The sequence below is a fragment of the Aeromonas sp. 600276 genome, from assembly GCF_049175815.1.
In the GTDB taxonomy this organism is placed as follows: domain Bacteria; phylum Pseudomonadota; class Gammaproteobacteria; order Enterobacterales; family Aeromonadaceae; genus Aeromonas; species Aeromonas dhakensis.
Map to the genome: position 1 here is coordinate 273,206 of NZ_JAAKVU010000004.1, position 22,923 is coordinate 296,128.

Consider the following 22,923-nt stretch of genomic DNA (forward strand, 5'->3'; position numbering starts at 1 on the left):
AAAGCAAAAAAATGCCGACCAGGGTCGGCATTTTCACACAGGGCAAAACGGGGGCTCAGGCGCGGCTCAGATAATCCGCCAATCCCACCCATTTGTAGCTGGTGAGCTCGGTCAGCCCCATGGGGCCACGAGCGTGCAGCATCTGGGTCGATACCGCCACCTCGGCGCCGAGACCAAACTGACCGCCATCGGTGAAACGGGTGGAGGCGTTGACGTAGACAGCCGCCGAACCGGCGCCGTTGACGAAACGCTCGGCATTGGCCAGGTCGTTGGTGAGGATGGCATCGGAGTGACCGGCATTGTGCTCGCGCATATGGGCCAGCGCCTTGTTCACGTCCGCCACCAGCTTGACCCCCAGGGTCAGCGAGAGCCACTCGGTATCAAAGTCTTCCGGGCCGGCGGCACGCAGGCTGTCGGCGCCCGCCAGCAGGGGCATGGCCTCCGGCGTGGCGACCAGGGCCACCTTGCGCTCGTTCATTAAGCCAACCAGTTGCGGCAACAGGGTCGGCGCCACCTTCTCGTGCACCAGCAGGGTGTCGAGGGCGTTGCAGGCGGAGGGGCGCTGCACCTTGGCGTTGTCGATGAGGGGCAAGGCACGGGCCAGATCGGCGCTCTCGTCGACGAAGATGTGGCTGATGCCAAATCCGCCGATGATGACCGGAATGGAGCTGTTCTCCTTGCACATCTTGTGAAGACCCGCGCCACCGCGGGGGATGATCATGTCCACGTAGCGGTCGAGGCGCAGCAGCTCACCCACCAGGGCCCGGTCCGGGTTGTCGATGTACTGCACCGCCGCCTCGGGCAGACCGGAGGCCGCCAGCGCGCGCTGGATCACCCGTACCAGCTCCAGGTTGGAGTGGAAGGTCTCGCGGCCGCCGCGCAGTATGCTGGCGTTGCCGGTCTTGAGGCAGAGGCTGGCGATGTCGATGGTAACGTTGGGGCGCGCCTCGTAGATGACGCCGATGACCCCGATGGGCACCCGGCGACGGGAGAGACGCAGGCCGTTCTCCAGCACCCGGCTGTCGATCTCGCTGCCGACCGGATCATCCAGGGTGGTCACCTTGCGCACGTCCGCCACGATACCGGCCAGTCGGGCCGGATTGAGCAGCAGCCGATCCAGCATGGCCTCGGAGAGGCCAGCCTCGCGCCCGGCGGCGATGTCTTTCTCGTTGGCGGCCAGGATCTGGTGGCTGCGCGCCTCCAGCTCGTCGGCGATGGCGGCCAGCGCCCGGTTCTTCTGCGCCGTGCTGACGGTGGCCAGCTGATAGGCGGCTTCGCGGGCTGCCAGCCCCATTTTCTCCAGACTCATCTCTCTTCCCTTTGGTTCTTGCGGGGCGCCTGATGGCGGCGCCTCTCTTATCCTGGTGTGCCGCTGCCCATGCTCTGCAGCGGCTGACGCCTCACAGCAGCACCATGTCGTCGCGGTGGATCGCAACGGCGCCGTAGCCGTAGCCCAGCACCTGTTCGATGTTGTCCGAATGGACGCCGCGCAGTTTATCCAGCTCCAGATGATTGTAACGGCAGATGCCGCGCGCCAGCTCGGCCCCCTTGGGATCGAGAATGCGCACTACATCGCCGCGCACAAAATCCCCCTTCACCGCCACTATGCCCTTGGGCAGCAGGCTGGAGCCCTTCTCCTGCATGGCGGCGACAGCCCCCTGATCCACCTGCACCTCGCCGTGAGGGGGGGGCCCTGCCAGGATCCAGCTCTTGCGCCCTTCCAGCGGTGACGCCAGCGCCGGGAACAGGGTGCCGATGCGCTCGCCCCTGGCAAGACGCCCCACCACCTCCGGCATCTGGCCGGTAGCGATCACCACGTTGACCCCGGCGCGGCGCGCCACGTCGGCCGCCTGCAGCTTGGTGGCCATGCCACCGGTGCCGAGCCCGCTGACGCTGTCACCCGCCAGCTTGCGCAGGGTGTCGTCTATGGTCTGTACCTCTTCGATGAGCTGGGCATCCGGATTGGTGCGCGGATCGGCGGTGAACAGCCCCTTCTGGTCGGTAAGCAGGATCAGCAGATCCGCATCGGCCAGGATGGCGGCGCGAGCGGAGAGGTTGTCGTTGTCCCCCACCTTGATCTCGGCGGTGGCCACGGCGTCGTTTTCGTTGATGACCGGGATGATGCGGTGATCGAGCAGGGTGCGCAGGGTGTCGCGGGCATTGAGGTAGCGCTCCCTGTCCTCCAGATCGGCACGGGTCAGCAGCATCTGGCCGATGTGCAGCCCATAGAGGTTGAACAGATCCTGCCAGACCCGGATCAGCTGGGTCTGGCCCACCGCCGCCAGCATCTGTTTGTTGGGCAGGGTTGGCGCCAACGGAGGGTGGCCCAGATGCTCACGGCCGGCGGCGATGGCCCCCGAGGTGACCATCACGACCCTGTGGCCGTGACGGTGCAAGGCTGCACACTGTCTGACCAGCTCGACCATGTGGGCACGATTGAGCTGGGAAGATCCCCCGGTGAGCACGCTGGTGCCCAGTTTGACGACTATGGTTCTGTTTTCCATGGGAGCAAAAAGGCTGAAATGTAAGGAATCCCTTTATACCCACGGCCCTGTTGCCCTGCAAGGCAATTAACGCCACGCGGCAGGCGGGAAATCAGGATGGCCGGCAGCGCGGCAAAGAAATGCCCCGCCAGCCGATGGGTGGCTGGCGGGGCGGCGGGTCATCAGGCGGCGGTGACGGTCAGCTCGTTGGTGACCTGCTCGGCGGGAGCGAGCTGGCAACCAAGCTGGTGCAGCTTGTCGCTGATGAGCTTGTAGAAGTGGTTGAGGGTGCGTTCGACTTCCACCTGATGCTTCTTGGGCAACGGCTTGTCGAGCCACTCCCCGTCCGCATTGTAGAAGCCGACCTGATAGTGGTAGCTGAAGCTGTGATCGTCTTGCTCCAGCACCAGCCACCAGCCCCAGAACTCCCGTTTGTCCGGTGCCGGCTTGGCACTGACACAGACGGAAAGGCAGTCGAAACGGTAACGCCCCTCTTCACAAAGGTCCTCACGTAAATAGGGGCCAATCGCGGCAAACTGCCTCAGCAGTCGCTTGTAGGTCACTCTTTCTGACATGTTAACCTCCCTGTTGAACAAGCCACGTCACCCTGGGATGACGATAAGTTTTAGCGCTATATCATGTACATAAGTGCTTCTTGAGCCAGTCGACCATCTCTTTCAACGCCTCGTCGTACACCTCCAGCAAGGGTTGTTTGTCGAACACCACCGCCTTGCCGTTGCGGCTGGCGGAGGCCAATGCCCGTACATCCTGCTCGGGACAAATGAAATCTCGCTTGTGTCCAATACTCAATATCGGCACGGATGTGCGAGTCCCCAGCAATCCTTGCGTCTTGAGTGAAAATACCTGGCACTTGGTGCGCAGCGACTCCCACTCGGCCGCATCGGCGCCGAGGCGGTTGGCCAGCCCGTCCCGCATCATGCGCGGGCAGCGGGCGAACATCTCATGATTGGTAAACACCTGGTTGACGCCGGCGCCGATGCAGACCACGGTCCGCAGCTTGAACGGTTCGATGAAGGCGAGGCGCGCCGCCACATTGCCCGCCAGACGGAATCCCACCATGGCGATGCGCTGGTGATCGACCCAGGCCACCTCGGACAGATGGTTCAAGACCGCCTGGTGGAGCCGGCTGGTGTCCTGCACCAGCGGCCAGTGCTCGGCATAACCGATGCCCGGCATGTCCAGCGAGAGCATGCCGATGCCGTTGGGCTCCAGGCACTTGAGATAGAGGTTGAGGAAGTCGACCTGCAGCGAGTCGATGCCGCCGCTGACGATGACCAGGGGCACCGGCTTGTCGGTGGTCGGCAGGTGCAGGTAGCCCTGAATGTGCTTGCCGCGAAACGGCACCTGGAGCTCCTTGAGCGGCACCTTGAACAGGCGGCCCGCCTCGCGGTAGGCCATGTTGCCGAGCAACTGGGCCTGATCCGCCAGCTCGTCATTCTTCAGGTGGGGATAACTGGCAATGGAGTAGTAACGCACCGCCTTGAGCAAGCTTTTCAGGGCTGCGCCCCGCTCGCCCTGCGCCACCAGCTCGCGACCCCGGTTGAAGTAGCGGCCGGCCAGCTGGCTCCACTCATAGACCCAGTTGCCGGGCACATAGCCCTTGATGGTGTCGAGGAAACGCTCGTGGGTACGCTCGCCCTCGCCCATGGCGATGCGGGCCAGAGTCTGCTCCACCTCGACCGGATCCGCCCCCTGCCAGGCCCAGGTCGGCCGGCGCAGCAGACGATACCAGCGCGTTGACATAGAACCGTCGATGAAGCTCTCGTCCACATTGTGATCCTGCTCCTCCACCGGGCTGGAGTTGGAGACTTCGGAGGTCTCCAGCACCTTCTTGACCCGGGTAAAGAGCTGCTCGGTCAGGTTGAGGTCGTCGTTCAAGTCCAAAGCTGTTACTCATTTCTGTCATGCAATGGCTCCATCTTAACCACTTTTGCCGCCGGGCAGCCAGTTGCACCACAAAAAAACAGGGCCCCATACAGGGGCCCTTTGCAGCAGCTTTGCGGCTTACTCTTCGTCGCAGATGGGGGTGGCGAACTCCAGCGCCATGTCCCACGGCTGTTCGATCCAGGTGTCCTGCGGGATGGCCACTTCGAAATCATCCAGCAGCGGCTCGCCCATGGGCTTGGCGAAGATGGCGATGAATTTGGCCTTGGGGTAGAGCTCGCGGATCACCTTGGCAGTGGTGCCAGTGTCCACCAGATCTTCCACCACCAGCCAGCCTTCGCCGTCACCCGCGGTGCTGGCGGCCTTCACCACCACCAGATCGCGCTGGTTGTTGTGGTCGTAGCTGGAGATGCAGAGGGTTTCGACGTTGCGGATGCCAAGTTCACGGGCCATCAGCGCCGCCGGAACCAGGCCGCCGCGGCTGACCGCGATGATCCCTTTCCACTGGCTGACAGGCAGTTGACGACGGGCCAGACGGCGCGCTTCACGTTGCAGGTTGTCCCACGACACGTAGAATTTTTTTGGCATGCTATCGATCTCAAATGGTTATACAAAACAATTACTTAAAATCAAATGCCGACTCCGTAGTGAATCGGCAGCAGATAATGTCGGCCGCCTGTCTACCAAATTCAGCTTGCACCGCGGCCGCCTCGGGAGAAGACCCTCGGCAGCGAAAACAGATGCAATGGAAGCAGGATGGGCAGAGCTGGCGGTCATGTCGCAGAGGGGGCAGGACCGCAGACAGGCTGTTGGGCGGGCATGATACCATCGTTTGCGGATAAATTGACTGGCAAACGTATGCGAAATGCAGGAAAAAAATCGAAGCAAGTCCGGCTGACTCCCTCTTTTTCCTCTCCCCGGCGGGGTTTGCCGCTCGGCAGATAAAAAAATAGCAGGGGGAGGATAGATTCCTCACTCACCTGCTTTTTTCGATACGCCTGTCGTCAGCCTGGCTGACGGCCCGCATCAACGGCGGTTGGCGTAGGGGTTCGGGTAGCTGAAGCCCTGGGTATAAAGAGACTGGGCGAACCAATAGGTTGAATTGCTGCCTGACATAATAAACTCCTGATTGCTTAACAAGTTACGTACCTTTATGCGGGTTCAAATCCTTGAACGGACACTCGGTTCCATGGAGGCGCACTTGCTTTGCTTCGGTTCCCTGGAGGCATTCATCGTCATCCTGACGGGTGGCGAACCACGGTCGTTAATTTACCAGTCGGCGCCATAAACTCAATATTTTTGTGATGTGAATCACAAAAAATCTTTTGTGCTGGCTCATTTTGCCCCCATTGGAGCAGTTCGCTGCCAATCCCCCGCCTGCCAGCACAAGCTGCCCGCAATTTGCGCTGATCGCTCACATTTTTGTGTGATTGACTGTATTATCGTTATCCTCTTCCTCGCCCCGCTGCCGGGGCTCTGTCATTTTCCGTGCTGGTAAGGAGTCCCGACGTGGCACAGCTTAGCTCTCTCTCTCCCAAACTGATTTGGCACTTCTTCGAACAGATCTGCTCCATCCCCCACCCCTCCAAGCACGAAGCCCAGCTGAGCGCCTGGATCATGCAGTGGGCCGAAGGGGAAGGGCTGGCGGTCAAGCAAGATGCCGTCGGCAACATCATCATCAAGAAACCGGCCACGCCGGGGATGGAAAACCGCAAGGCGGTGGTGCTGCAGGCCCACATCGACATGGTGCCCCAGGCCAACGCCGACACCCAGCACGACTTCACCAAGGATCCCATCGATGCCTACATCGACGGAGAATGGGTCACCGCCCGCGGCACCACCCTGGGTGCCGACAACGGCATGGGCATGGCTGGCTGCCTGGCCGTGCTGGCCGACAAGAGCATCAAGCACGGTCCGCTGGAAGTGCTGCTGACCACCGACGAAGAGACCGGCATGACCGGCGCCTTCGGTCTGGAAGCGGGCTGGCTGGAGGGCGAGATCCTGCTCAACACCGACTCCGAAGAGGATGGCGAGGTCTACATGGGCTGCGCCGGCGGGGTAGATGCCAATATCCGCTTCCCGCTGGAGCAGGTTGCCGCCACTGAAGGCGAAGGTTTCGAGCTGCAGGTCAAGGGCCTGCGCGGCGGTCACTCCGGGGTCGACATCCATCGCGGCCGCGGCAACGCCAACAAGCTACTGGTGCGTCTGCTCAAGGCCGCCGAGCCGCTGGGCCTGCGCCTGGCCGAGATCCATGGTGGCACCCTGCGCAACGCCATCCCGCGCGAGGCCCGTGCCAAGCTGCTGGTGCCCGCCGCCAGCGTCAATGAATTCAAGGCACTGGTCGACCGTTACACCGGCATCTACCAGAGCGAGCTCGCTGCCACCGAAGCCAACCTGACCGTGCTGCTCACCGCCCAGGAGAAACCGGCCCAGCTGATGAGCGAGTCCCTGCAGGCCCGCCTGCTGGACTCCCTGATGGCCTGCCCGAACGGGGTGATCCGCATGAGCGATGCCATCCCGGGCGTGACCGAGACCTCCACCAATCTGGGCGTCATCAAGACCCAGGATGGCGAAGTGTACGTGCAGTGCCTGATCCGCTCCCTCATCGACTCCGGTCGCGAGAGCGTCGAGCAGATGACCCGCTCCCTGTTCAATCTGGCTGGCGCCAGCTGCGAGTTTACCGGCGCCTACCCTGGCTGGGCACCGAACGTGGACTCCCCGGTGATGGCGCTGGTACGGAGCAGCTACCAGACCCTGTTCGGCGAGATGCCGAACGTCATGGTGATCCACGCCGGCCTCGAGTGCGGTCTGTTCAAGAGCGCCTATCCGGAGTGGGACATGGTCTCCTTCGGCCCGACCATCCGCGGCGCCCATGCGCCGGGCGAGAAGGTGCACATCCCGGCGGTCGAGCGCTTCTGGCAGCTGCTGGTTCACGTGCTGGAACAGATCCCGGCCAAATAAGCCCGCAGGTCAAGGCCGACCGGCCACACCACATACCCCGCCAGGTGCGGGGTATTTTTTTGCATGCTCCCGCCAGCCCTTGGCGTGCTTCCCCTAGAAACCGCCAGACAGATCTGCAGCTTTGCTGCTCTGCCCCATCTCCCACTCACCTAGGCCTGTCAGCCTGGCTATCAGCACCGCAACCTGAGTGCCTGCTGAAACCGTCTCCATAAACAGCGCTGGATTTGAAAACCCTTTCCATGATTTATGTAAATTTACAACACAAAAAGTTGATCCAGCTCACAGAAGGCCATAGGATCAAAGCGTGACCCAGGTCACAGATAACAAGTCAACGACAGAGCGATGAGGTGAATATATGTTTGAGAATCTGGCAGTACTGTTCCACCTGAAGGGTGTAACCAGCAAGAAAGGCGTGGCAGAGAAAGATACCTATGCACCGTCAACCCGCAACTACTACTTCCGTTATGGCGCCTGATACCGCCTGCGGCCAATCTCGTGAAAGAGTTACCGGGCATTTAAGTAGTAAAATTACAAACAACAGCAATCCACACAGCAGCAATCCCCTCTCGGGGGCGCTGTCCTGCCCTGGCCAGATGTTCCACGGCCAAACCTGAACTCCAACCATGAAGATGGGGCCCGCAGGCCCCATTTTTTATTCGTTGTTTCCCGTGCCATCTTGCTGCGATGCGGGCACCGGCATCATACCGCCTTTCCCAGGGGGATCGCCTCGGCCAACGGCAACGGCGTGTGGCAGGCCACCTGGTGACCGGCCCCGTCGCACGACTGCAGACTCGGCGACTGGGTGCGGCACAGCTCGCCGGCATAGGGGCAGCGCTGGTGAAAGTGGCAGCCGCTCGGCGGCGAGATGGGGGATGGCACATCACCGGTCAGCAGGATGCGCTGGCTGCGCCGACGCGGATCCGGCACCGGAATGGCCGAGATGAGCGCCTGAGTATAGGGGTGACGCGGCGCCAGATAGAGCGACTGGGCCTCGGCCAGTTCGACGATCCGACCCAGATACATCACCGCAATCCGATCCGAGATGTGCTTGACCACCGACAGGTCGTGGGCGATGAAGATGATGGCGAGGTTCATCTCCCGCTGCAGGGTGAGCAGCAGGTTGACGATCTGGGACTGCACCGACACATCCAGCGCCGACACCGCCTCGTCACAGACCAGCAGCTTGGGCTTGAGCGCGATGGCCCGGGCGATGCCGATGCGCTGGCGCTGGCCGCCAGAAAACTCATGGGGATAGCGATCCACCGCGCTGCCAGGCAGCCCCACCTTCTCCAGCAGCTCCTGCACCCAGACCCGCCGCTGTTCGGCGTTGCCCTTGCCGTGGATGACGAAGGGCTCCTCCAGGATCTGCCCCACCGTGTGGCGGCTGTTGAGGGATTCTGCAGGATCCTGAAACACGATCTGCATCTCCTGGCGCAGGGAGCGCATCTCCTTGGGCGAGAGGTGGGTGATGTCACGCCCCTCGAAGGTGATGGTGCCGGCGGTCGGTTCGAACAGCTTGAGCAGGGTGCGTCCCAGGGTCGACTTGCCACAGCCGGACTCGCCCACCAGCCCCAGCGTCTCCCCCTGCTTGAGATCGAAGCTGATGCCGTCCACCGCGTAGACGTGGTACTTCTTGCGCAACAAGCCGCCGCCCAGCTGGAAGTGCTGCTTCACGTCGCGCACCGATAAAAGCGTCTTCATACGGCTAGCTCCCTCCAGTGGTGGCAGGCCACCCCGTGCCGCTCGGCGAGCTGCTCGGTGGCCGGAATGGCCCTCACGCAGATCTCGGTGGCATGGGGACAACGGTTGGAGAAACGGCACCCGGCGGGCATCTCGTGCAGGGCTGGCACCTGCCCCTTGATGGTCTTGAGCAGACTCTTGGGCTCATCTTCGAGCCGCGGGATCGAGCTCATCAGACCATGAGTATAGGGATGGCGCGGGTGGTCAAACAGCTCGAACACGTCGGCCTGCTCCACCGCCCGGCCCGCATACATCACCACCACCTCGTCACACAGCTCCGCCACCACCCCGAGATCGTGGGTGATGAAGATGATGGCCATGCCGGTCTGGGCCTGCAGCTCCTTCATCAGTTCCAGGATCTGGGCCTGGATGGTCACATCCAGCGCCGTGGTCGGCTCGTCGCAGATGAGCAACGCCGGCTCGCAGGCGAGCGCCATGGCGATCATCACCCGCTGGCGCATGCCGCCGGAGAGGTTGTGGGGATAGACGGCAAAGCGCTGGGCGGGCTCGGGGATCCCCACCTTCTGCAGCATGGCGATGGCCGCCTCCCTGCGCTGGGCCTTGTTGTAGTCGGGACGGTGGAGGCGGAACACCTCCATCAGCTGATCGCCGACCGTCTGCACCGGGTTGAGTGCCGTCATCGGCTCCTGAAAGATCATCGAGATGCGGTTGCCGCGCACCTTGTACATCTGATCCGGTGACAGCGCGAGCAAATCCTCCCCCTGAAAACGGATGGAACCCGCCACCACCTGACCATGGGGCTTGGGCAGCAGCCCCATGATGGCGAGCGAGGTGACGCTCTTGCCGCAGCCGGACTCGCCGACCACCCCCAGGGTCTGGCCGGGGGCAACCTGGAAGCTGACCCCGTCGAGTACCTTGATCTTGCCGTCGTCGACGGCAAATTCCACCTCGAGATCGCGCACCTCAAGAATCGGGGCCTTGCTCTGGCCATCATCCACGCCGAGCTGCCTCCCATGATCCCTGGCACCCGGGTGGGGAGCCTGTGTGTTGGGCATGACTGCTGCTCCCTTCTGCGCCATATCAGTGACGTGCATAGGTCTTGTCGAGCAGGTTGATGGGCGCCAGCGCCTCCCCTGCCTCCTTGGCTTTCAGGGTCTCTTCCTTCACCTTGGGATCGAGCCAGAGCAGACCGCCACTGCTGTGGGGGTAGCCATCCATGGGCCAGTAGAGCAGATCCGGCGTGTTCTTGGTGGCGGGCACCTCGGGCAACATCACGTAACGCCAGCTGCTGGCCCGCACGTAGTTGAGCTGGACTCCGGGCACGAAGATGGCCAAGTCATAGATGCGCTGCTGGATCTGGCGAGAGAGCTCGGCCCGCTTGGCCATGTCGAACTCGACGTTGTAGGCGTCGATCAGCGTGTCGAGATCCTTGTCAGCCACGTTGAACAGGTTGTTGGTCTGCGGCTTGTTGGCATTGGCGGAGTGGAACGACTCCCAATACTGCGGATAGAGACCGCCGCCGGCCCAGCCCATCCAGGCCGCCTCGTGTTTCTTCTCCAGCATCGCCTTGAAGCCGGTGGCACCATCCACCAGGTTAAGCTCCAGATCCAGCCCCGCCTTCTTGGCCTCTTCCTTGAGCACGGTCAACCGCTTGGAGTGCTCCTGGCTGGTGTAGGTGAGCGCCAGGTTCAGCCGCTCACCCTTGTCGTTCTGCAGGATGCCGTCCGGCCCCGGTTTGCTGTAGCCCGCCTTGGCAAAGTAGTCGCGCGCCTTGCTGATGTCATAGGCCCGCTCCGGCAGCTGCATGTCGGTGAACTCGCCAAAACCCGAGCCGAAGGTGGTGGCTCTGTCGTAGTCGCCACGCAGCACCGTCTTGATCATCTTGTCGATGTTGAGGGCATGCTGAATGCCGAGCCGCACGTTGATGTCCGCCAGCTTGGGAGTGGCGATATTGAGATGCAGCCCCTGCCCGCCCTGCTTGGTGTCGGTCATGGCCATCACCTTCTGCACGTATCCCTGCTTGTACTCGGAAGTGACCGCTTTTTCATGCCACCAGTTGGGCAGGATCATCTCGAAGGTATCCAGCTCCCCTTTCAGGAAGTGACGGAAGGCGATGTTGTGATCGCGGATCACCTGCACCTTGATGGTGTCGAGGTTGAACCTGTGCTGGTTGTAGCGATAGTTCTGGGCCCACCACCCCTTCTGCTTGCTGAAGGTGATGGACTTGCCCTTCTTCACGTCGGTCATCACATAAGGGCCTGTGGTGGGCACCACGGCCCAGTTGTACTGCTTCACCCAGTTGGGGGTGAGCTTGTAGTAGTGCTTGGGCTGAGGCCACAGCTCGGTGGTGTTGAGCAGATCCAGCTTGGCCTTGCGGGTGCCCGCCTTGACCAGGATGGTGTGGTCGTCAATCTTCTCCACCGCCACCACCTCGGTGGTGTAGTAGTTGTTGAACCAGGGCCCCTTGATGTCCTTGGAGCGCATCATCTCGTAGCCGAAGGTGTAGTCATCGGCGACCACCGGCTTGCCATCGGACCACTTGGCCTGCGGATCCAGCTTGAAGTAGACGGTCTGGTTGTCCGGCGCGATGGCCCAGTGGGTTGCCAGCGCAGGGATGGGGTTGCCGGTATTGGGATGGAAGCTGATGAGCCTCAGCTGGTTGTCCATGATGAAGGAGCGGAACGCGCCGTTGGAGTCGGGCCCCACGGTGCGAAACGTCAGCGGAAAGCTGTCTACAAACATGGTGATGCTGCCGCCGGGCAGCGCCTTGGGCGAGGCGAACACGGGGTCGGTGTCGTTGGTTTCCCACTTGAGATCCGCAGGCAGGCTGGCCGCCCACACCCAGGTCCCGTTCACCAACAAGAATAGAGCACCTATCCATTTGATTTTATTGTTCATGTTTGACTTCCTGGTCATACCCCTACACTGGGGGTTTAGCAATTTAAGGGTGAGCGACCCGGCGCCTTGAGTGCGCCACAGGTCACTGATAACGGGTAAATTTGCGCGGGTCGAACGCCTCGCGGATCGCCTCGCCGATAAAGGAGACCATGATCAGCACCAGACTCACCGCCGCCACCACCGAGCTCACGATCCAGATGGCATCCAGGTTGTTGATCCCCTGGGAGAGCAGCTCCCCCCAGCTCGGGGTGGGCGGAGCCAGGCCGAAGCCCAGGTAGTCCAGCGCCGTCAGGGTGGAGATGTTGCCCACCACGGCAAACGGCGCCAGGGTGACGATCATCATCAGGGTATTGGGCAGAATGTGGTTGAAGATGATCCGCCCGGTACCGGCCCCCTGGGCCCGCGCCGCCATCACGTAGTCCCGCGCCCGCTCCTTGTAGGTGAGGGTGCGCATGTACCAGGTGATGCCCATCCAGCCAAACAGCACGTTGATGGCCACGAACAGACCGAAGTTGGGCTTGGCCAGCGACACCAGGATCATGATGACGTAGAGAAACGGCACCTGGGACCAGATCTCGATGAAGCGCTGCAGCACCAGGTCAAAGCGTCCGCCGAGAAAACCCATCATGCAACCGATGGTGACGCCGATGGCGTAGCTGGCCACCAGCGCGATGAAGGCAAAGCCGATGGCGATGCGAAAGCCGTAGACCAGCCGCGCAAGCACGTCACGACCGCTGGTGTCGGTGCCGAGCAGGTGGCGCTCGGCCAAGCTGGGCGCATAGGGTGGGTAGGCGTCCTGCTTGAAGTCCTGCTCATAGGGGTTCCAGGGCACAGGTGGCAGCAGCACCCAGTCCCCCTTGCCCTCTGCGGCAAATTTATCTTTGAGCTGGCGGTAGTTGGTCTCGTACTCGTAATCGAGCCCGAACTGCTGACCCGGGATCACGTCGCCATAGGTGGGAAAATAGAGCTCTCCCTGATAGCTCACCATCAGTGCCCGGCTGTTGACCAAGAGCTCCGCCAGCAGGGAGAGCAGCACCAGGGTGGTGAAGATGATAAAGGAGTAGTAGCCGCGTTTTATCGATTTGAAACGCTTGAGTTTTTTCAGCGTTACCGGATTCAGGTTCATGTTCACTCTCCAAACCGCACGCGGGGATCGACAAGGGCGACGCAGATGTCGGAGACAATGTTGCCCACCAGCATCAGCATGGAGGTGATGGCCAGAATGCCCATCACTGTGGGGTAATCCCGTTCCACGATGGCCTCGTAGCCAAGCAAGCCGATGCCGTCGATGTTGAAGATGGTCTCTATGAGGAAGGATCCGCCGAAGAAGACGGTGAGCACAGATCCCAGGTGGCTGGCGATGGGGATCAGGCTGTTGCGCATGGCGTGATCGGTCACCGCCTTGCGAAACGGCAAGCCCTTGGCCACGGCGGTACGCACGTAATCCGCCGACAGGTTCTCCATCAGGCTGTTTTTCATGGTCATGGTGAGGATGGCGAAATCCCCGATGGCATAAGCGATGAGCGGCAGCAGCGCGTGGGCGAAGAGGGTACGGATCTGATCCCAGCTGTTCTCCATCCCGTCAAACTCGTCCCCCGGGAAGCCCCCCATGGGCAGCCACTCCAGATGAAACGCGAACACTGTGATGAGGAAGATGCCCACCACATAGGCGGGCAACGCATAGGCCATGTAGATGAGCATGGAGCTGACTGAATCGAAGCGGGTGTTGTGTCTGAGCGCCTTGGCCACCCCGAGCGGGATGGAGACGGCGTAGCTCAGCAGAAAGGTGGCCAGCCCGAAGAAGGCGGTCACCGGCAACCTGTCCTTGATAAGATCCCACACCGGCTCGTAATAGCGGGTCGACTCGCCGAGATCCAGTACCGCCAGCTTCTGCAGCCACTCCCAATAGGCGACCAGCATGGGCTTGTCGAGGCCGTAGAACGCCTTGAGCTCCTCGATCTGCTCGTCGGAGAGCGCCTGCGCCCCCTTGCTGCCGCTGGAGCGACCGGACTCATTCTGGGAAACCTGGGCCTGCAGCAACATGCGTTCGACCGGACCGCCCGGCACGAAACGGGTGATGGTGAAGACGAGCAGGGTGATACCGAGAAACGTCGGGATGATCAAAAGCATCCGACGTAGGAAATACGACAGCATGGTGGAACCTCGTCCTTGTTGTTCTTTTATGGCCAGTCACATCCGGTGACGGGCCCGTCCTTCCTGGCATTACTCACTGAATAGCCGATGATTGACAGACTATCCGCTCGGTCACTGTAAAAGCTCTGCAACAAAAATCAAGTAGAACTAGGGGTGCATTCTGGTCCCGGCTTGTGCAGTGGAATTTATCGTGAGTTTTTTCTGAAATTCGCAACTTCAAGATAAAAAACTACAAGATGAACAACTTAAATAACGTTTAACAATTCAATAAAAAAGATAAAAACCAGCAAGCAAATTAAATAAATCATTAAAAACAGCCACTTAAAACAAACCCCACAAAAGAACACCTTCTCTATATGGCTGCATATAAATAGGCAGCCGGCGCCCAGCCTGAACCTCAGCCGAACACACTACCAAAACAGACAATAATGCTAAAAACACCTAACTCAACAATATAAAACCCAGAAAGACACCACCCTTATCGATAAGTTCAAAATTAATCGATAAACTGGAATCAATTTACTTTAACAAAACCTTTACATAGGAAAACGTTACCAAATCAGAATAAATCTCTGCCAAATGTGAAAAAATAAAACATAGTCATCTTATTACCCGCCACGCCCCCATCCGTACCGCCTCAATTGACGTCAACCGCCAAACCTTGATAAGCCTTACGCATCGCCCCAACGAGGGCGGTATGGAAGCAAACAAAAAAACAACCAGGAAGGATATAAGCGATGCTTAGGAAAAGCAGACTCTCTGCTGCCGTTGCGTTTGCCTTGGCGAGCGCGGCAGTAGTGGCCACCCCTGTCTTGGCCGAAGAAGGCCAAAACGTCGAAAAACTCCAGAAGATCAAGGTTACCGGCTCGCGCATCTCCCGTGTCGACGTGGAAGGCGCCACCCCGGTCGTCGCCATCAGCAAGGCCAAGATCGAACAATCCGGTCAGCAGACCGTAGCCGACTACCTGAAGCAGGCTTCCTACAACTCCTTCGGTAGTATCTCCCCCTCCTCCGGCAGCTCAGCCCAATCCCAGGCCACCGTCAGCCTGCGCGGGCTTGGCTCAGAGCGCACCCTGGTGCTGCTCAACGGCAAGCGGGTCGCCGGTTCTCCTTCCATGGGTGGCAGCGCCATCAACCTCAACTCCATCCCCATGGCGGCGGTGGAGCGGGTGGAAGTGAACCTGGACGGCGGCTCGGCCCTGTACGGTTCCGATGCCATCGGCGGTGTCATCAACGTCATCCTGAAACAGGACTATGAAGGGCTGGAATTCCAGGGCCGTATCGGCTCTCCCACCGAAGAGGGTGGTGACGAGAAGAGCGGCTCCATCGTCAGCGGCATCACAGGGGAGAAGGGCGCCCTGATGATGGTGTACGAGCACGACGTCAAGGAGGAGATCTACTACAAGGATCGCGACTACCTGGCGTTGCAGGGCTCTTCTGCTCCCAGCCTGTATGGCCGCAACATCAAGGGGATCGATGCCGCCACCGGCAAGACGGTCACCCGTACCCTGGACGGCATCGACTGCGCCAATACCGGCCCCGGCTTCGTGCCGGTCGGTACCGCCTGCCGCTTCGACTTTGCCCAGGTCGCCGCCAAGACCGCTTCCCGTACCCGGGACACCGTCTATGTCAACGGCCGCTATCACATCAATGACAACGTCGACTTCGTACCCCAGCTGATCGGCTCGCGGGTCACCAGCTTCGGCCGCTTCGCCCCGGCCGCCGGTCCCTTCAGCATCGACGGGACCACTCCGGGCGGCGCCCAGCTGCTGGCCGACAACGGCTTCATCGGCGACAAGGCTACCGTCTACTATCGCTTCAGCAACGTCGGCCCCCGTGACAACGACGTCACCGACCTGACCGGCAGCATGAACCTGGGCTTCGAAGGCACACTGCCGACCGAAGCGGTGGGCGATGTGGAGTGGAATGCGGGCTACATGTACTCCAAGACCGACAACAAGAACCGCGGGACCGGCTATGTGCTGAATCCGGCGGTCCAGCAGGAGGTCGACAGCGGCAACTTCAAGAACGGCGAGTTCTCCAGTGCCGCCACCAACAGCCTCTCCTACGACACCAGCCGCACCTCCAAGATGGACTTCTTCCAGTGGTACGGTGGCCTGGGCTGGAGCATGGGCGAACTGCCGGCCGGCCCCATCGGCTGGTACCTGGGGGCCGAGTACAACGACTGGGTCTACTCCGACACCTATGACAGCCAGTCTGCGGCCGGCAACGTCATCGGCTCTTCCGGCAACTCAGGCGGTGGTGTACGCGACGTCTTCGCAGCCTATATCGAGAGCCTGATCCCCATCACCGAGCAGATCGAGCTGAACCTGGCCGGTCGTTTCGACAAGTACAGCGACTTTGGCAGCGCCTTCTCGCCCAAGGCGAGCCTGCGCTATCAGCCGCTGGACAACCTGTTGTTCCGCACCTCCTGGTCGCAGTCCTTCCGTGCCCCGGGTCTGGATGACCTGTACGCGGCCGATGCCGACTCCGCCGACTTCGCCAAGGACTATGTCTCCTGCCAGAAGAACGGTGTGGCCAACTGCCCGGAAGAGCAGTACACCACGGTTCGCCAATCCAACAAGAACCTGAAGGAAGAGACGGCTGACACCTTCGGCATCGGTGCCGCCTACAGCCCGATCGACGACCTCAACCTCTCGCTGGACTACTACTACATCAAGATTGATGACGTGATCCAGCTGGCCACTACCCAGACCCAGTTCTATCAGGAGCTGAACACCGGCAGCAACCCGAACGTCATCCGCGATGCCAACGGCGATGTGGAGCAGGTTTATGCCGGCATGGTCAACCTGGGCCAGCTCAAGACCAGCGGTCTGGACTTCAAGGCTGACTACAAGTACGACTTCAACGTCGCGACCGTGCGCTACGACTTCGGCAGCACCTACATTCTGAAATACGAAGAGGGTCTGTTCGCCGGTGGTCCCATGGTCGACAAGAAGGGCTGGAACGCCAAGCCAGAACTGCGCTTCAACTCCGGTGTCGGGGTCAATGTGCCGCAGTGGTGGAACATGGATACCTACCTAAGTGCCAGCTATATCGACTCCCAGAGCCAGGACTATGTTGATGGTCGGACCGAGGGCCATATCGCCTCCCAGACCACCTGGAACCTGAACGTCGGTGTTGACACCCCCTGGAACGGCAAGCTGCAAGCCGGTGTGAAGAACATGTTCAACGTAGGCCCCTCGCTCTCCAGCGACGGCTTCACCTACGACGAAGATCTCTACGGCATCGACGGGCGCATCGTCTACCTCGACTACACCCAGAAGTTCTAATCAACTCTCGTTGAGATACCAACCTAAGCCGGCCCGGTCGGGCCGGCTTTGCCCAACGTCCAAGGAAGTTACGGAGATAGGGTAATCCTATGAAAACAAGGACAATTACAATGAAGAAAGCGCTCCTCGGCAGCCTGGTTTCTGCTGCCTTGCTGACCAGCTTCAATCTGAGTGCCGCCTCTGCCAGCCAGGCAGTGGACGCTCAAGCCGCCACCGACAATGCATCCAAAGTCTCCCAGCAGAAGATCGACAACTACGCCGACTCTGCCGAATCCGCCCTCGCCCAGTACAAGGCCGCTCTGCGCCAGGTCGACAGCCTGCGCACCTACAACGAGCAGGTGGGCAAGATGGTCGAATCCCAGAGCAGCGAGCTGGCCTCCATGCAGCGCCAGATCGCCCAGATCGATCAGACCAGCACCGAAGTGGTGCCCTTGATGCTCAAGATGATCGACTCCCTCGACCAGTTCGTCTCGCTGGACCTGCCGTTCCAGAAGGTTGAGCGGGAGGACCGCGTGGCGGCCCTGACCGACCTGATGAACCGAGCCGATGTCACCATCTCCGAGAAGTACCGCAAGATCCTGGAGGCCTATCAGATCGAGGAAGGCTTCAGCCGCACCATCGAGTCCTACAAGGCCAGCCTGGACAAGGATGGCAGCGAGAAGACCTACGAGTTCCTGCGCGTGGGCCGTATCGCCCTGCTCTACCAGTCCCCGGACGGCCAGGAAACCGGCATGTGGAACAAGAAGACCCGCCAGTGGGAAGAGTTGCCCCAGGAGTATCGCAGTGCAGTGGAACAGGGCCTTCGCATCGCCAAGAAGCAGGCGCCTCCCGCCCTCATCAAGCTGCCGGTTCAAACTGCGGAGAAAGCATCATGAAAGGAATCAAACTTGCCATCGCCTCGCTGATCGCGGGCGCTACCCTGATCACCCTGCCGGTGACCGCCGCCGAGAAACCGGTGGATCTGAACGCTCTGCTCAATCAGGTCAAGGCCGCCAGCACCACCGAATCCCAGCTCAACAAGGAGCGGGAAGCCCGCTTCCTGGCCGACAAGAACGAGCAGGCCGCCCTGCTGGCCAAGGCCAAGGCAGAACTGGCCGCCGAAACAGCCAAGGGCGAGCAGCTCAAGGCCGCCTTCGATGCCAATGACAAGCAGCTGACCGAGCTGACCGAGACCCTGCGCCAGCGTGCCGGCAACATGGGCGAGATGTTCGGCGTACTGCGTCAGTTCGCCGGTGAGTTCAAAGGGATCTTCAACGCCTCTGCCCGCCGGGTCGAACATCCGGAGCAGACCGCCCTGCTGACCCGCCTGGCCGAGAGCAAGGAGCTCCCCTCCAGCGATGACCTGACCGCCTTCTGGACCACCACCCTCAGCCGCATGGTCGACGGTGGCAAGGTGAGCCAGATCCCGGCCACCGTGGTCTATGGCGAAGGCAACCAGGCCGAGAAGACCGTGACCCAGATCGGCGAGTTCAACACCGTCTCCGAAGGCAAGTACCTGACCTTCGTGCCGGAGACCGGCAAGTTCGAACAGCTGCCCCGCCAGCCCGACAAGGGGGTGCTGGAACCCATCGCCGACTTTGAACAGGGTGGCGGCGGCGTCAAGCCGATCTTCGTCGACCCGTCCCGCGGCGTGATCCTCTCCCTGCTGGTACAGTCGCCGACCCTGAAGGAGCGGATCGACCAGGGTGGTGAAGTGGGCTACGTCATCATGGTGCTCGGCGTGCTCGGCACCCTGCTGGCGCTGTTCTGCGGCGCTCGCCTCTCCCTCATCGGCGGATCCATGCGCAAGCAGCTGAAATCCGATCAGATCATCAAGGGCAATCCCATTGGCGAGATGCTGGGGGCCTACCAGAGCCATCGTGGCGACAATATCGAGGATCTGGAGTCCAAGCTCGACGAGATCATCCTGCGCAACGTGCCCAAGTTCGAGAAGGGCATCAGCATCATCAAGCTGATCGCCTCGGTGGCACCGCTGCTGGGTCTGCTGGGTACCGTGGTCGGCATGATCGCCACCTTCCAGGCCATCACCCTGTTCGGTACCGGCGATCCCAAGCTGATGGCGGGTGGTATCTCCGAAGCCCTGGTCACCACCATGCAGGGTCTGGTGGTCGCGGTGCCCATGCTGTTCCTCTACACCATTGTACAGACCCAGAGCCGCCGTCTGATCCAGGTGCTGGAAGAGCAGAGCGCCGGCTTCGTCGCCCGTTATCAGGAACGTCTGCACGCCTCCAAAGCCGCAGCGTAAGGAGTCACCCATGTGGTTCTGGTTGATTGAAGAAGTCGAGTCGGTCCGCCGGTTTCTGGGATTGGGGGGCGACGTGCTGGTCGCCCTGTTCTTCCTGACCCTGATGATGTGGGCCCTGCTGCTGGAGCGCTGGTTCTACTTCATGGCGGTCTACCCGCAACAGGTGAAGCAGACCAAGGCCGCCTGGCTGGCCCGTAGCGATCACCTCTCCTGGTCTGCCAGGCAGATCCGCCGCGAGCTGGTCTCCCGGGTGGCCATGGCGGTGGACAAGGGGATGCCGGTCATCAAGGTGCTGATCGCCCTCTGCCCGCTGATGGGGCTGCTCGGGACCGTGGTCGGCATGGTGCAGGTGTTCGACACCCTGGCCATCACCGGCACCGGCTCACCGCGGGCAATGGCCTCGGGGATCTCCAAGGCGACGGTACCGACCATGGCGGGCATGATTGCCGCCCTTTCCGGTCTGTTTTTTGTCAGCCGGCTCGATCACAAGGCCAAGCTGGCCGTGCAGAAGCTGGAAGACAACCTGAAACACGGCTGATGCAGGATGCACTCCCCCGCCGGACCCGGTTCTGGCGGGGGCACAGAACAAGCAAGGAGTTTTTGCCATGAGAAAACGTCACAGCGACAGCAGTGCTGATGAGGCGGCCATCGATTTGACCCCCATGCTGGACATAGTGTTCATCATGCTGATCTTCTTCATCGTCACCACCTCGTTCGTCAAGGAGTCCGGCGTGGAGATCAACCGCCCGAGCGCCAGCACGGCCGAAACGGTGAAGAAGGGGAACATTATGGTCGCGGTCCGTGAGAATGGCCAGGTCTGGGTCGACAAGCGCATCGTCGAAGTGGGTGCCGTGCGTGCCAACATCGAGCGGCTGCGGGCAGAGAACCCGGAGAGCGCCGTGGTGATCCAGGCCGACAGCGAATCCCGTTCCGGTCTGGTGGTCCAGGTCATGGATCAGATCCGCATGGCCGGTGTCCAGAACATCTCCATCGCCGCCGACAAGAGCAGCTGATGCCGGAGCGAATGCCATGAGATACCTGATATCGTTAGCGGTCTCCTGCGTGGTGGTGTTCTTCCTGTTCCTGGGAATGAACAAGCTCATCACGCCGGATCACCGGGAGCTGGTGGAGAAGGAGGACGTCAGCATGACCGACTTCATTCGCCTCAAGCCTCAGGAGACCCTGCAAGAGAGACAACGCGAGCTGCCCAAGCCGCCGCCCCCGAAACGCCCGCCGCCCCCTCCCGAGATGGAAGTGGCGAGCACGGATCGGCCGCAGATGGATAGCTCCCCCATGGACATGCCCAAACTCGACATCCCGGTCAACATCGGCGGCGGCAACGCCCTCGGTGCCTACAGCACCGGCGGCGGTGGCGGCGGCATGGGTGGCAACAACGGCGCCATTCCACTGGCGACCTTCGAGCCCATGATGCCTCGCAAGGCGGCGCTGGCCGGCCTCGCCTCCGGCAAGGTGCTGGTGGAGTTCACCGTCACCGAGCGCGGCACCGTCAGCAACGTGCGGATCGTCAAGGAAGAGCCACGCAGCTACGACCTCGGCAAGGCAGCGCGCCAGACCATCGCCAAATGGACGTTCAAACCGGCCATGGTGGATGGCAAGCCGCAGGCCAGTCGCATGCAGCAAGAGATCGAGTTTGCGACCAACTAAGGAAGGTGGCGATGAAAAAGTTACACACCCTGATCCTCGCCCCGGTCGCCATGGCGGTGCTGCTCAGCACCGCCGGTTGGGCCGCCGAGCAGCCCGCCCTCTCTGACCGCGCCTACCGCGCGGTCAACAAGGCGCAGGCACTGATCACCGAGAAGAAATACGGCGAGGCCAATGCCAAGCTGCAGGAGGCGCTGTCCGGCGCCGGCGAGCGGGTCTACGACAAGGGGGTCATTCTGCAGACCCTGGGCTTCGTGGCGGCGCAGCAGGAGAAGTACGGTCAGGCGACCAAGTACTTCGCCGATGCCATCGCCACCGGCGGGCTGCCCCAGCCGGTGGCCCAGCAGGTGCGCTACAACCTGGCCCAGCTCTACATGGCGGAGGGGAACTTCAAGGCTTCCATCAGCACCATGAACCAGTGGTTCGCGAACCTCGGCAAGGACGAGAAACCGACCCCGCACGCCTACATCACGCTGGCCAACGCCCATGTGCAGCTCAAGCAGTATCGAGAAGCCATTCCGGCGGTGGACAACGCGATCAAGCTCTCCGCGGGCAAGGCGCCGGAGTCCTGGTACCTGCTGAAGATGGCGGCCCACTACGAGCTGAAACAGTACAAGTCGGCTACCGAGGTGCTGACCGCACTGGTCGACCGCTACCCGGAGAAGAAGAAGTACTGGACCCAGCTCTCGGCCATGCACATGCAGGCGGGCAACGATGCCAAGGCCCTGGCGGCGCTGGAAGGCGCCTACAACCTCGGCATGCTGACCGAAGCCAGCGAGCTGCAGCGCCTCGCCAACTACCTGGCCTTCGCCGGCATTCCCCACCGTGCCGCCCGCGTGATGGAGAAGGCGATGAAGGAAGGGACCATCGAGAGCAACGCGGCCAACTACAAGACGCTCGCCAACTACTGGCACCAGGCCAAGGAGCTGGACCCGGCCATCGACACCCTGGCCAAGTCCTACAAGCTGGCCCCCAGTGCCGATCTGCAGTTGAAGATGGCGCGCATGATGATCCAGAGCAAGCGCTACCAGGATCTGGTGGCCTTCGCCGCCAAGCCTGCCGCCAACGCCAGCGGCGAGCAGCGGGCGGATCTGAAGTTCCTGACCGGGGTTGCCTATTTTGAGCAGCAAAAGCCGAAGGAGGCACTCTCCGCCTTCACCCAGGCTGCCCAGAACGGCAACGTCAGCGGCCGCGCCTCCCCCTGGATCAGCTTCTTGAAAGAGCAGCAGGGCGGCGCCGTCACCCAGTAACCAAGCCGCGTGCCGGCCGGGGCCATCCCTCGGCAAGGCACGCAACAACACTCGGCAGGACGGGCTCCCGCCCTGCCGATCAACAACAAGGGGACTACCCCGCAGATTGCCTTGGTGGCAATTGGCCGCTCCCCGGAGCGGTCTTTTTTATGCCCCACCTTTATTACCCCGCCATAAAAAATCCGGAGCCTGGGCTCCGGATTGGGTCATTGCCTTGCGAGAGGACAGGCCATGCAGAGTGCCGGCCTGCCTCTCAAACGGTCATCAGTAACTGCACACCAGTTTCCAGCTGCCGTCGCCCGCTCTGAGCTCGCTGCTGGTACAGCAGCCTGGATAACTCAGTAGCTGCATACCAGTTTCCAGCTGCTATC

Annotated in this window: 18 protein-coding genes; 8 read left to right on the forward strand and 10 right to left on the reverse strand. The window is 61.3% G+C overall.

What is annotated here, in order from left to right:
- Window positions 1-55 precede the first annotated feature (55 nt).
- The 5 genes from G5134_RS06180 to gpt form a co-directional block, all read right to left on the reverse strand.
- Window positions 56-1,309, reverse strand: coding sequence for a glutamate-5-semialdehyde dehydrogenase (locus G5134_RS06180; protein WP_065017519.1), 1,254 nt, complete (start codon window positions 1,307-1,309; stop codon window positions 56-58).
- Window positions 1,310-1,400: 91 nt separating this feature from the next.
- A complete protein-coding gene (proB, locus tag G5134_RS06185; RefSeq protein WP_005297894.1) occupies window positions 1,401-2,504 on the reverse strand; it encodes a glutamate 5-kinase in 1,104 nt (367 codons plus the stop codon).
- Between the two features lie 161 nt (window positions 2,505-2,665).
- Window positions 2,666-3,058, reverse strand: a complete 393-nt coding sequence (gene crl, locus G5134_RS06190; protein WP_005297893.1) for a sigma factor-binding protein Crl — start codon at window positions 3,056-3,058, stop codon at window positions 2,666-2,668.
- 61 nt (window positions 3,059-3,119) lie between these two features.
- Window positions 3,120-4,388: an esterase FrsA gene (frsA, locus tag G5134_RS06195; protein ID WP_005297890.1), complete on the reverse strand. Its 1,269-nt coding sequence runs from the start codon at window positions 4,386-4,388 to the stop codon at window positions 3,120-3,122.
- A 120-nt stretch (window positions 4,389-4,508) separates the two neighbouring features.
- Window positions 4,509-4,976: a xanthine phosphoribosyltransferase gene (gene gpt, locus G5134_RS06200; protein WP_005297888.1), complete on the reverse strand. Its 468-nt coding sequence runs from the start codon at window positions 4,974-4,976 to the stop codon at window positions 4,509-4,511.
- A 921-nt stretch (window positions 4,977-5,897) separates the two neighbouring features.
- On the opposite strand from gpt, the gene G5134_RS06205 reads away from it, so the two are divergent.
- Window positions 5,898-7,349, forward strand: a complete 1,452-nt coding sequence (locus tag G5134_RS06205) for an aminoacyl-histidine dipeptidase (protein WP_024941440.1) — start codon at window positions 5,898-5,900, stop codon at window positions 7,347-7,349.
- A gap of 699 nt (window positions 7,350-8,048) precedes the next feature.
- Here G5134_RS06205 and G5134_RS06210 read toward each other — a convergent pair.
- The 5 genes from G5134_RS06210 to G5134_RS06230 form a co-directional block, all read right to left on the reverse strand.
- Window positions 8,049-9,050: an ABC transporter ATP-binding protein gene (locus tag G5134_RS06210; RefSeq protein WP_017781039.1), complete on the reverse strand. Its 1,002-nt coding sequence runs from the start codon at window positions 9,048-9,050 to the stop codon at window positions 8,049-8,051.
- Window positions 9,047-10,105, reverse strand: a complete 1,059-nt coding sequence (locus G5134_RS06215; protein ID WP_042007445.1) for an ABC transporter ATP-binding protein — start codon at window positions 10,103-10,105, stop codon at window positions 9,047-9,049. The genes G5134_RS06210 and G5134_RS06215 overlap by 4 nt, the downstream gene beginning before the upstream one ends.
- A gap of 25 nt (window positions 10,106-10,130) precedes the next feature.
- On the reverse strand, window positions 10,131-11,948 hold the full coding sequence (locus tag G5134_RS06220) for an extracellular solute-binding protein (RefSeq protein WP_065017520.1): 1,818 nt from the start codon (window positions 11,946-11,948) through the stop codon (window positions 10,131-10,133).
- A gap of 82 nt (window positions 11,949-12,030) precedes the next feature.
- Window positions 12,031-13,074, reverse strand: a complete 1,044-nt coding sequence (locus tag G5134_RS06225) for an ABC transporter permease (RefSeq protein ID WP_019839457.1) — start codon at window positions 13,072-13,074, stop codon at window positions 12,031-12,033.
- Window positions 13,075-13,076: 2 nt separating this feature from the next.
- Entirely contained in the window at window positions 13,077-14,102 is a 1,026-nt protein-coding gene (locus G5134_RS06230; protein WP_010633023.1) for an ABC transporter permease subunit, read from the reverse strand.
- Window positions 14,103-14,839: 737 nt separating this feature from the next.
- Between G5134_RS06230 and G5134_RS06235 the strand changes: the two genes are divergently transcribed.
- The 7 genes from G5134_RS06235 (at window position 14,840) to G5134_RS06265 (ending at window position 22,552) form a co-directional block, all read left to right on the forward strand.
- The gene (locus G5134_RS06235; protein WP_017788349.1) at window positions 14,840-17,395 is read left to right on the forward strand and encodes a TonB-dependent receptor; all 2,556 of its coding nucleotides are present in this window, start codon (window positions 14,840-14,842) and stop codon (window positions 17,393-17,395) included.
- A gap of 110 nt (window positions 17,396-17,505) precedes the next feature.
- Window positions 17,506-18,270, forward strand: a complete 765-nt coding sequence (locus G5134_RS06240; RefSeq protein WP_010633021.1) for a DUF3450 domain-containing protein — start codon at window positions 17,506-17,508, stop codon at window positions 18,268-18,270.
- Window positions 18,267-19,640 (forward strand): MotA/TolQ/ExbB proton channel family protein, encoded by a 1,374-nt coding sequence (locus tag G5134_RS06245; RefSeq protein ID WP_024941434.1) that lies wholly within the window; start codon window positions 18,267-18,269, stop codon window positions 19,638-19,640. Before G5134_RS06240 ends, G5134_RS06245 begins: the two co-directional genes overlap by 4 nt.
- Window positions 19,641-19,650: 10 nt before the next feature.
- Window positions 19,651-20,178 carry a MotA/TolQ/ExbB proton channel family protein gene (locus G5134_RS06250; RefSeq protein ID WP_005297834.1) on the forward strand — a complete coding sequence of 176 codons (528 nt, stop codon included), beginning with the start codon at window positions 19,651-19,653 and terminating at the stop codon, window positions 20,176-20,178.
- Between the two features lie 67 nt (window positions 20,179-20,245).
- Entirely contained in the window at window positions 20,246-20,653 is a 408-nt protein-coding gene (locus tag G5134_RS06255; protein WP_005297833.1) for an ExbD/TolR family protein, read from the forward strand.
- Window positions 20,654-20,669: 16 nt separating this feature from the next.
- Complete coding sequence (locus G5134_RS06260; RefSeq protein ID WP_065017521.1) at window positions 20,670-21,305, forward strand: energy transducer TonB; 636 nt, start codon at window positions 20,670-20,672, stop codon at window positions 21,303-21,305.
- A gap of 11 nt (window positions 21,306-21,316) precedes the next feature.
- A complete protein-coding gene (locus G5134_RS06265) occupies window positions 21,317-22,552 on the forward strand; it encodes a tetratricopeptide repeat protein (protein ID WP_017781454.1) in 1,236 nt (411 codons plus the stop codon).
- Window positions 22,553-22,923: the final 371 nt, after the last annotated feature.

Coding starts and splice junctions, on each gene's coding strand:
- G5134_RS06180 (WP_065017519.1), bottom strand. CDS start 1,309: ATGAGTCTGGAGAAAATGGGGCTGGCAGCCCGCGAAGCCGCCTATCAG.
- proB (WP_005297894.1), bottom strand. CDS start 2,504: ATGGAAAACAGAACCATAGTCGTCAAACTGGGCACCAGCGTGCTCACC.
- crl (WP_005297893.1), bottom strand. CDS start 3,058: ATGTCAGAAAGAGTGACCTACAAGCGACTGCTGAGGCAGTTTGCCGCG.
- gpt (WP_005297888.1), bottom strand. CDS start 4,976: ATGCCAAAAAAATTCTACGTGTCGTGGGACAACCTGCAACGTGAAGCG.
- G5134_RS06210 (WP_017781039.1), bottom strand. CDS start 9,050: ATGAAGACGCTTTTATCGGTGCGCGACGTGAAGCAGCACTTCCAGCTG.
- G5134_RS06215 (WP_042007445.1), bottom strand. CDS start 10,105: ATGCCCAACACACAGGCTCCCCACCCGGGTGCCAGGGATCATGGGAGG.
- G5134_RS06220 (WP_065017520.1), bottom strand. CDS start 11,948: ATGAACAATAAAATCAAATGGATAGGTGCTCTATTCTTGTTGGTGAAC.
- G5134_RS06225 (WP_019839457.1), bottom strand. CDS start 13,074: ATGAACCTGAATCCGGTAACGCTGAAAAAACTCAAGCGTTTCAAATCG.
- G5134_RS06230 (WP_010633023.1), bottom strand. CDS start 14,102: ATGCTGTCGTATTTCCTACGTCGGATGCTTTTGATCATCCCGACGTTT.
- G5134_RS06235 (WP_017788349.1), top strand. CDS start 14,840: ATGCTTAGGAAAAGCAGACTCTCTGCTGCCGTTGCGTTTGCCTTGGCG.
- G5134_RS06240 (WP_010633021.1), top strand. CDS start 17,506: ATGAAGAAAGCGCTCCTCGGCAGCCTGGTTTCTGCTGCCTTGCTGACC.
- G5134_RS06245 (WP_024941434.1), top strand. CDS start 18,267: ATGAAAGGAATCAAACTTGCCATCGCCTCGCTGATCGCGGGCGCTACC.
- G5134_RS06250 (WP_005297834.1), top strand. CDS start 19,651: ATGTGGTTCTGGTTGATTGAAGAAGTCGAGTCGGTCCGCCGGTTTCTG.
- G5134_RS06255 (WP_005297833.1), top strand. CDS start 20,246: ATGAGAAAACGTCACAGCGACAGCAGTGCTGATGAGGCGGCCATCGAT.
- G5134_RS06260 (WP_065017521.1), top strand. CDS start 20,670: ATGAGATACCTGATATCGTTAGCGGTCTCCTGCGTGGTGGTGTTCTTC.
- G5134_RS06265 (WP_017781454.1), top strand. CDS start 21,317: ATGAAAAAGTTACACACCCTGATCCTCGCCCCGGTCGCCATGGCGGTG.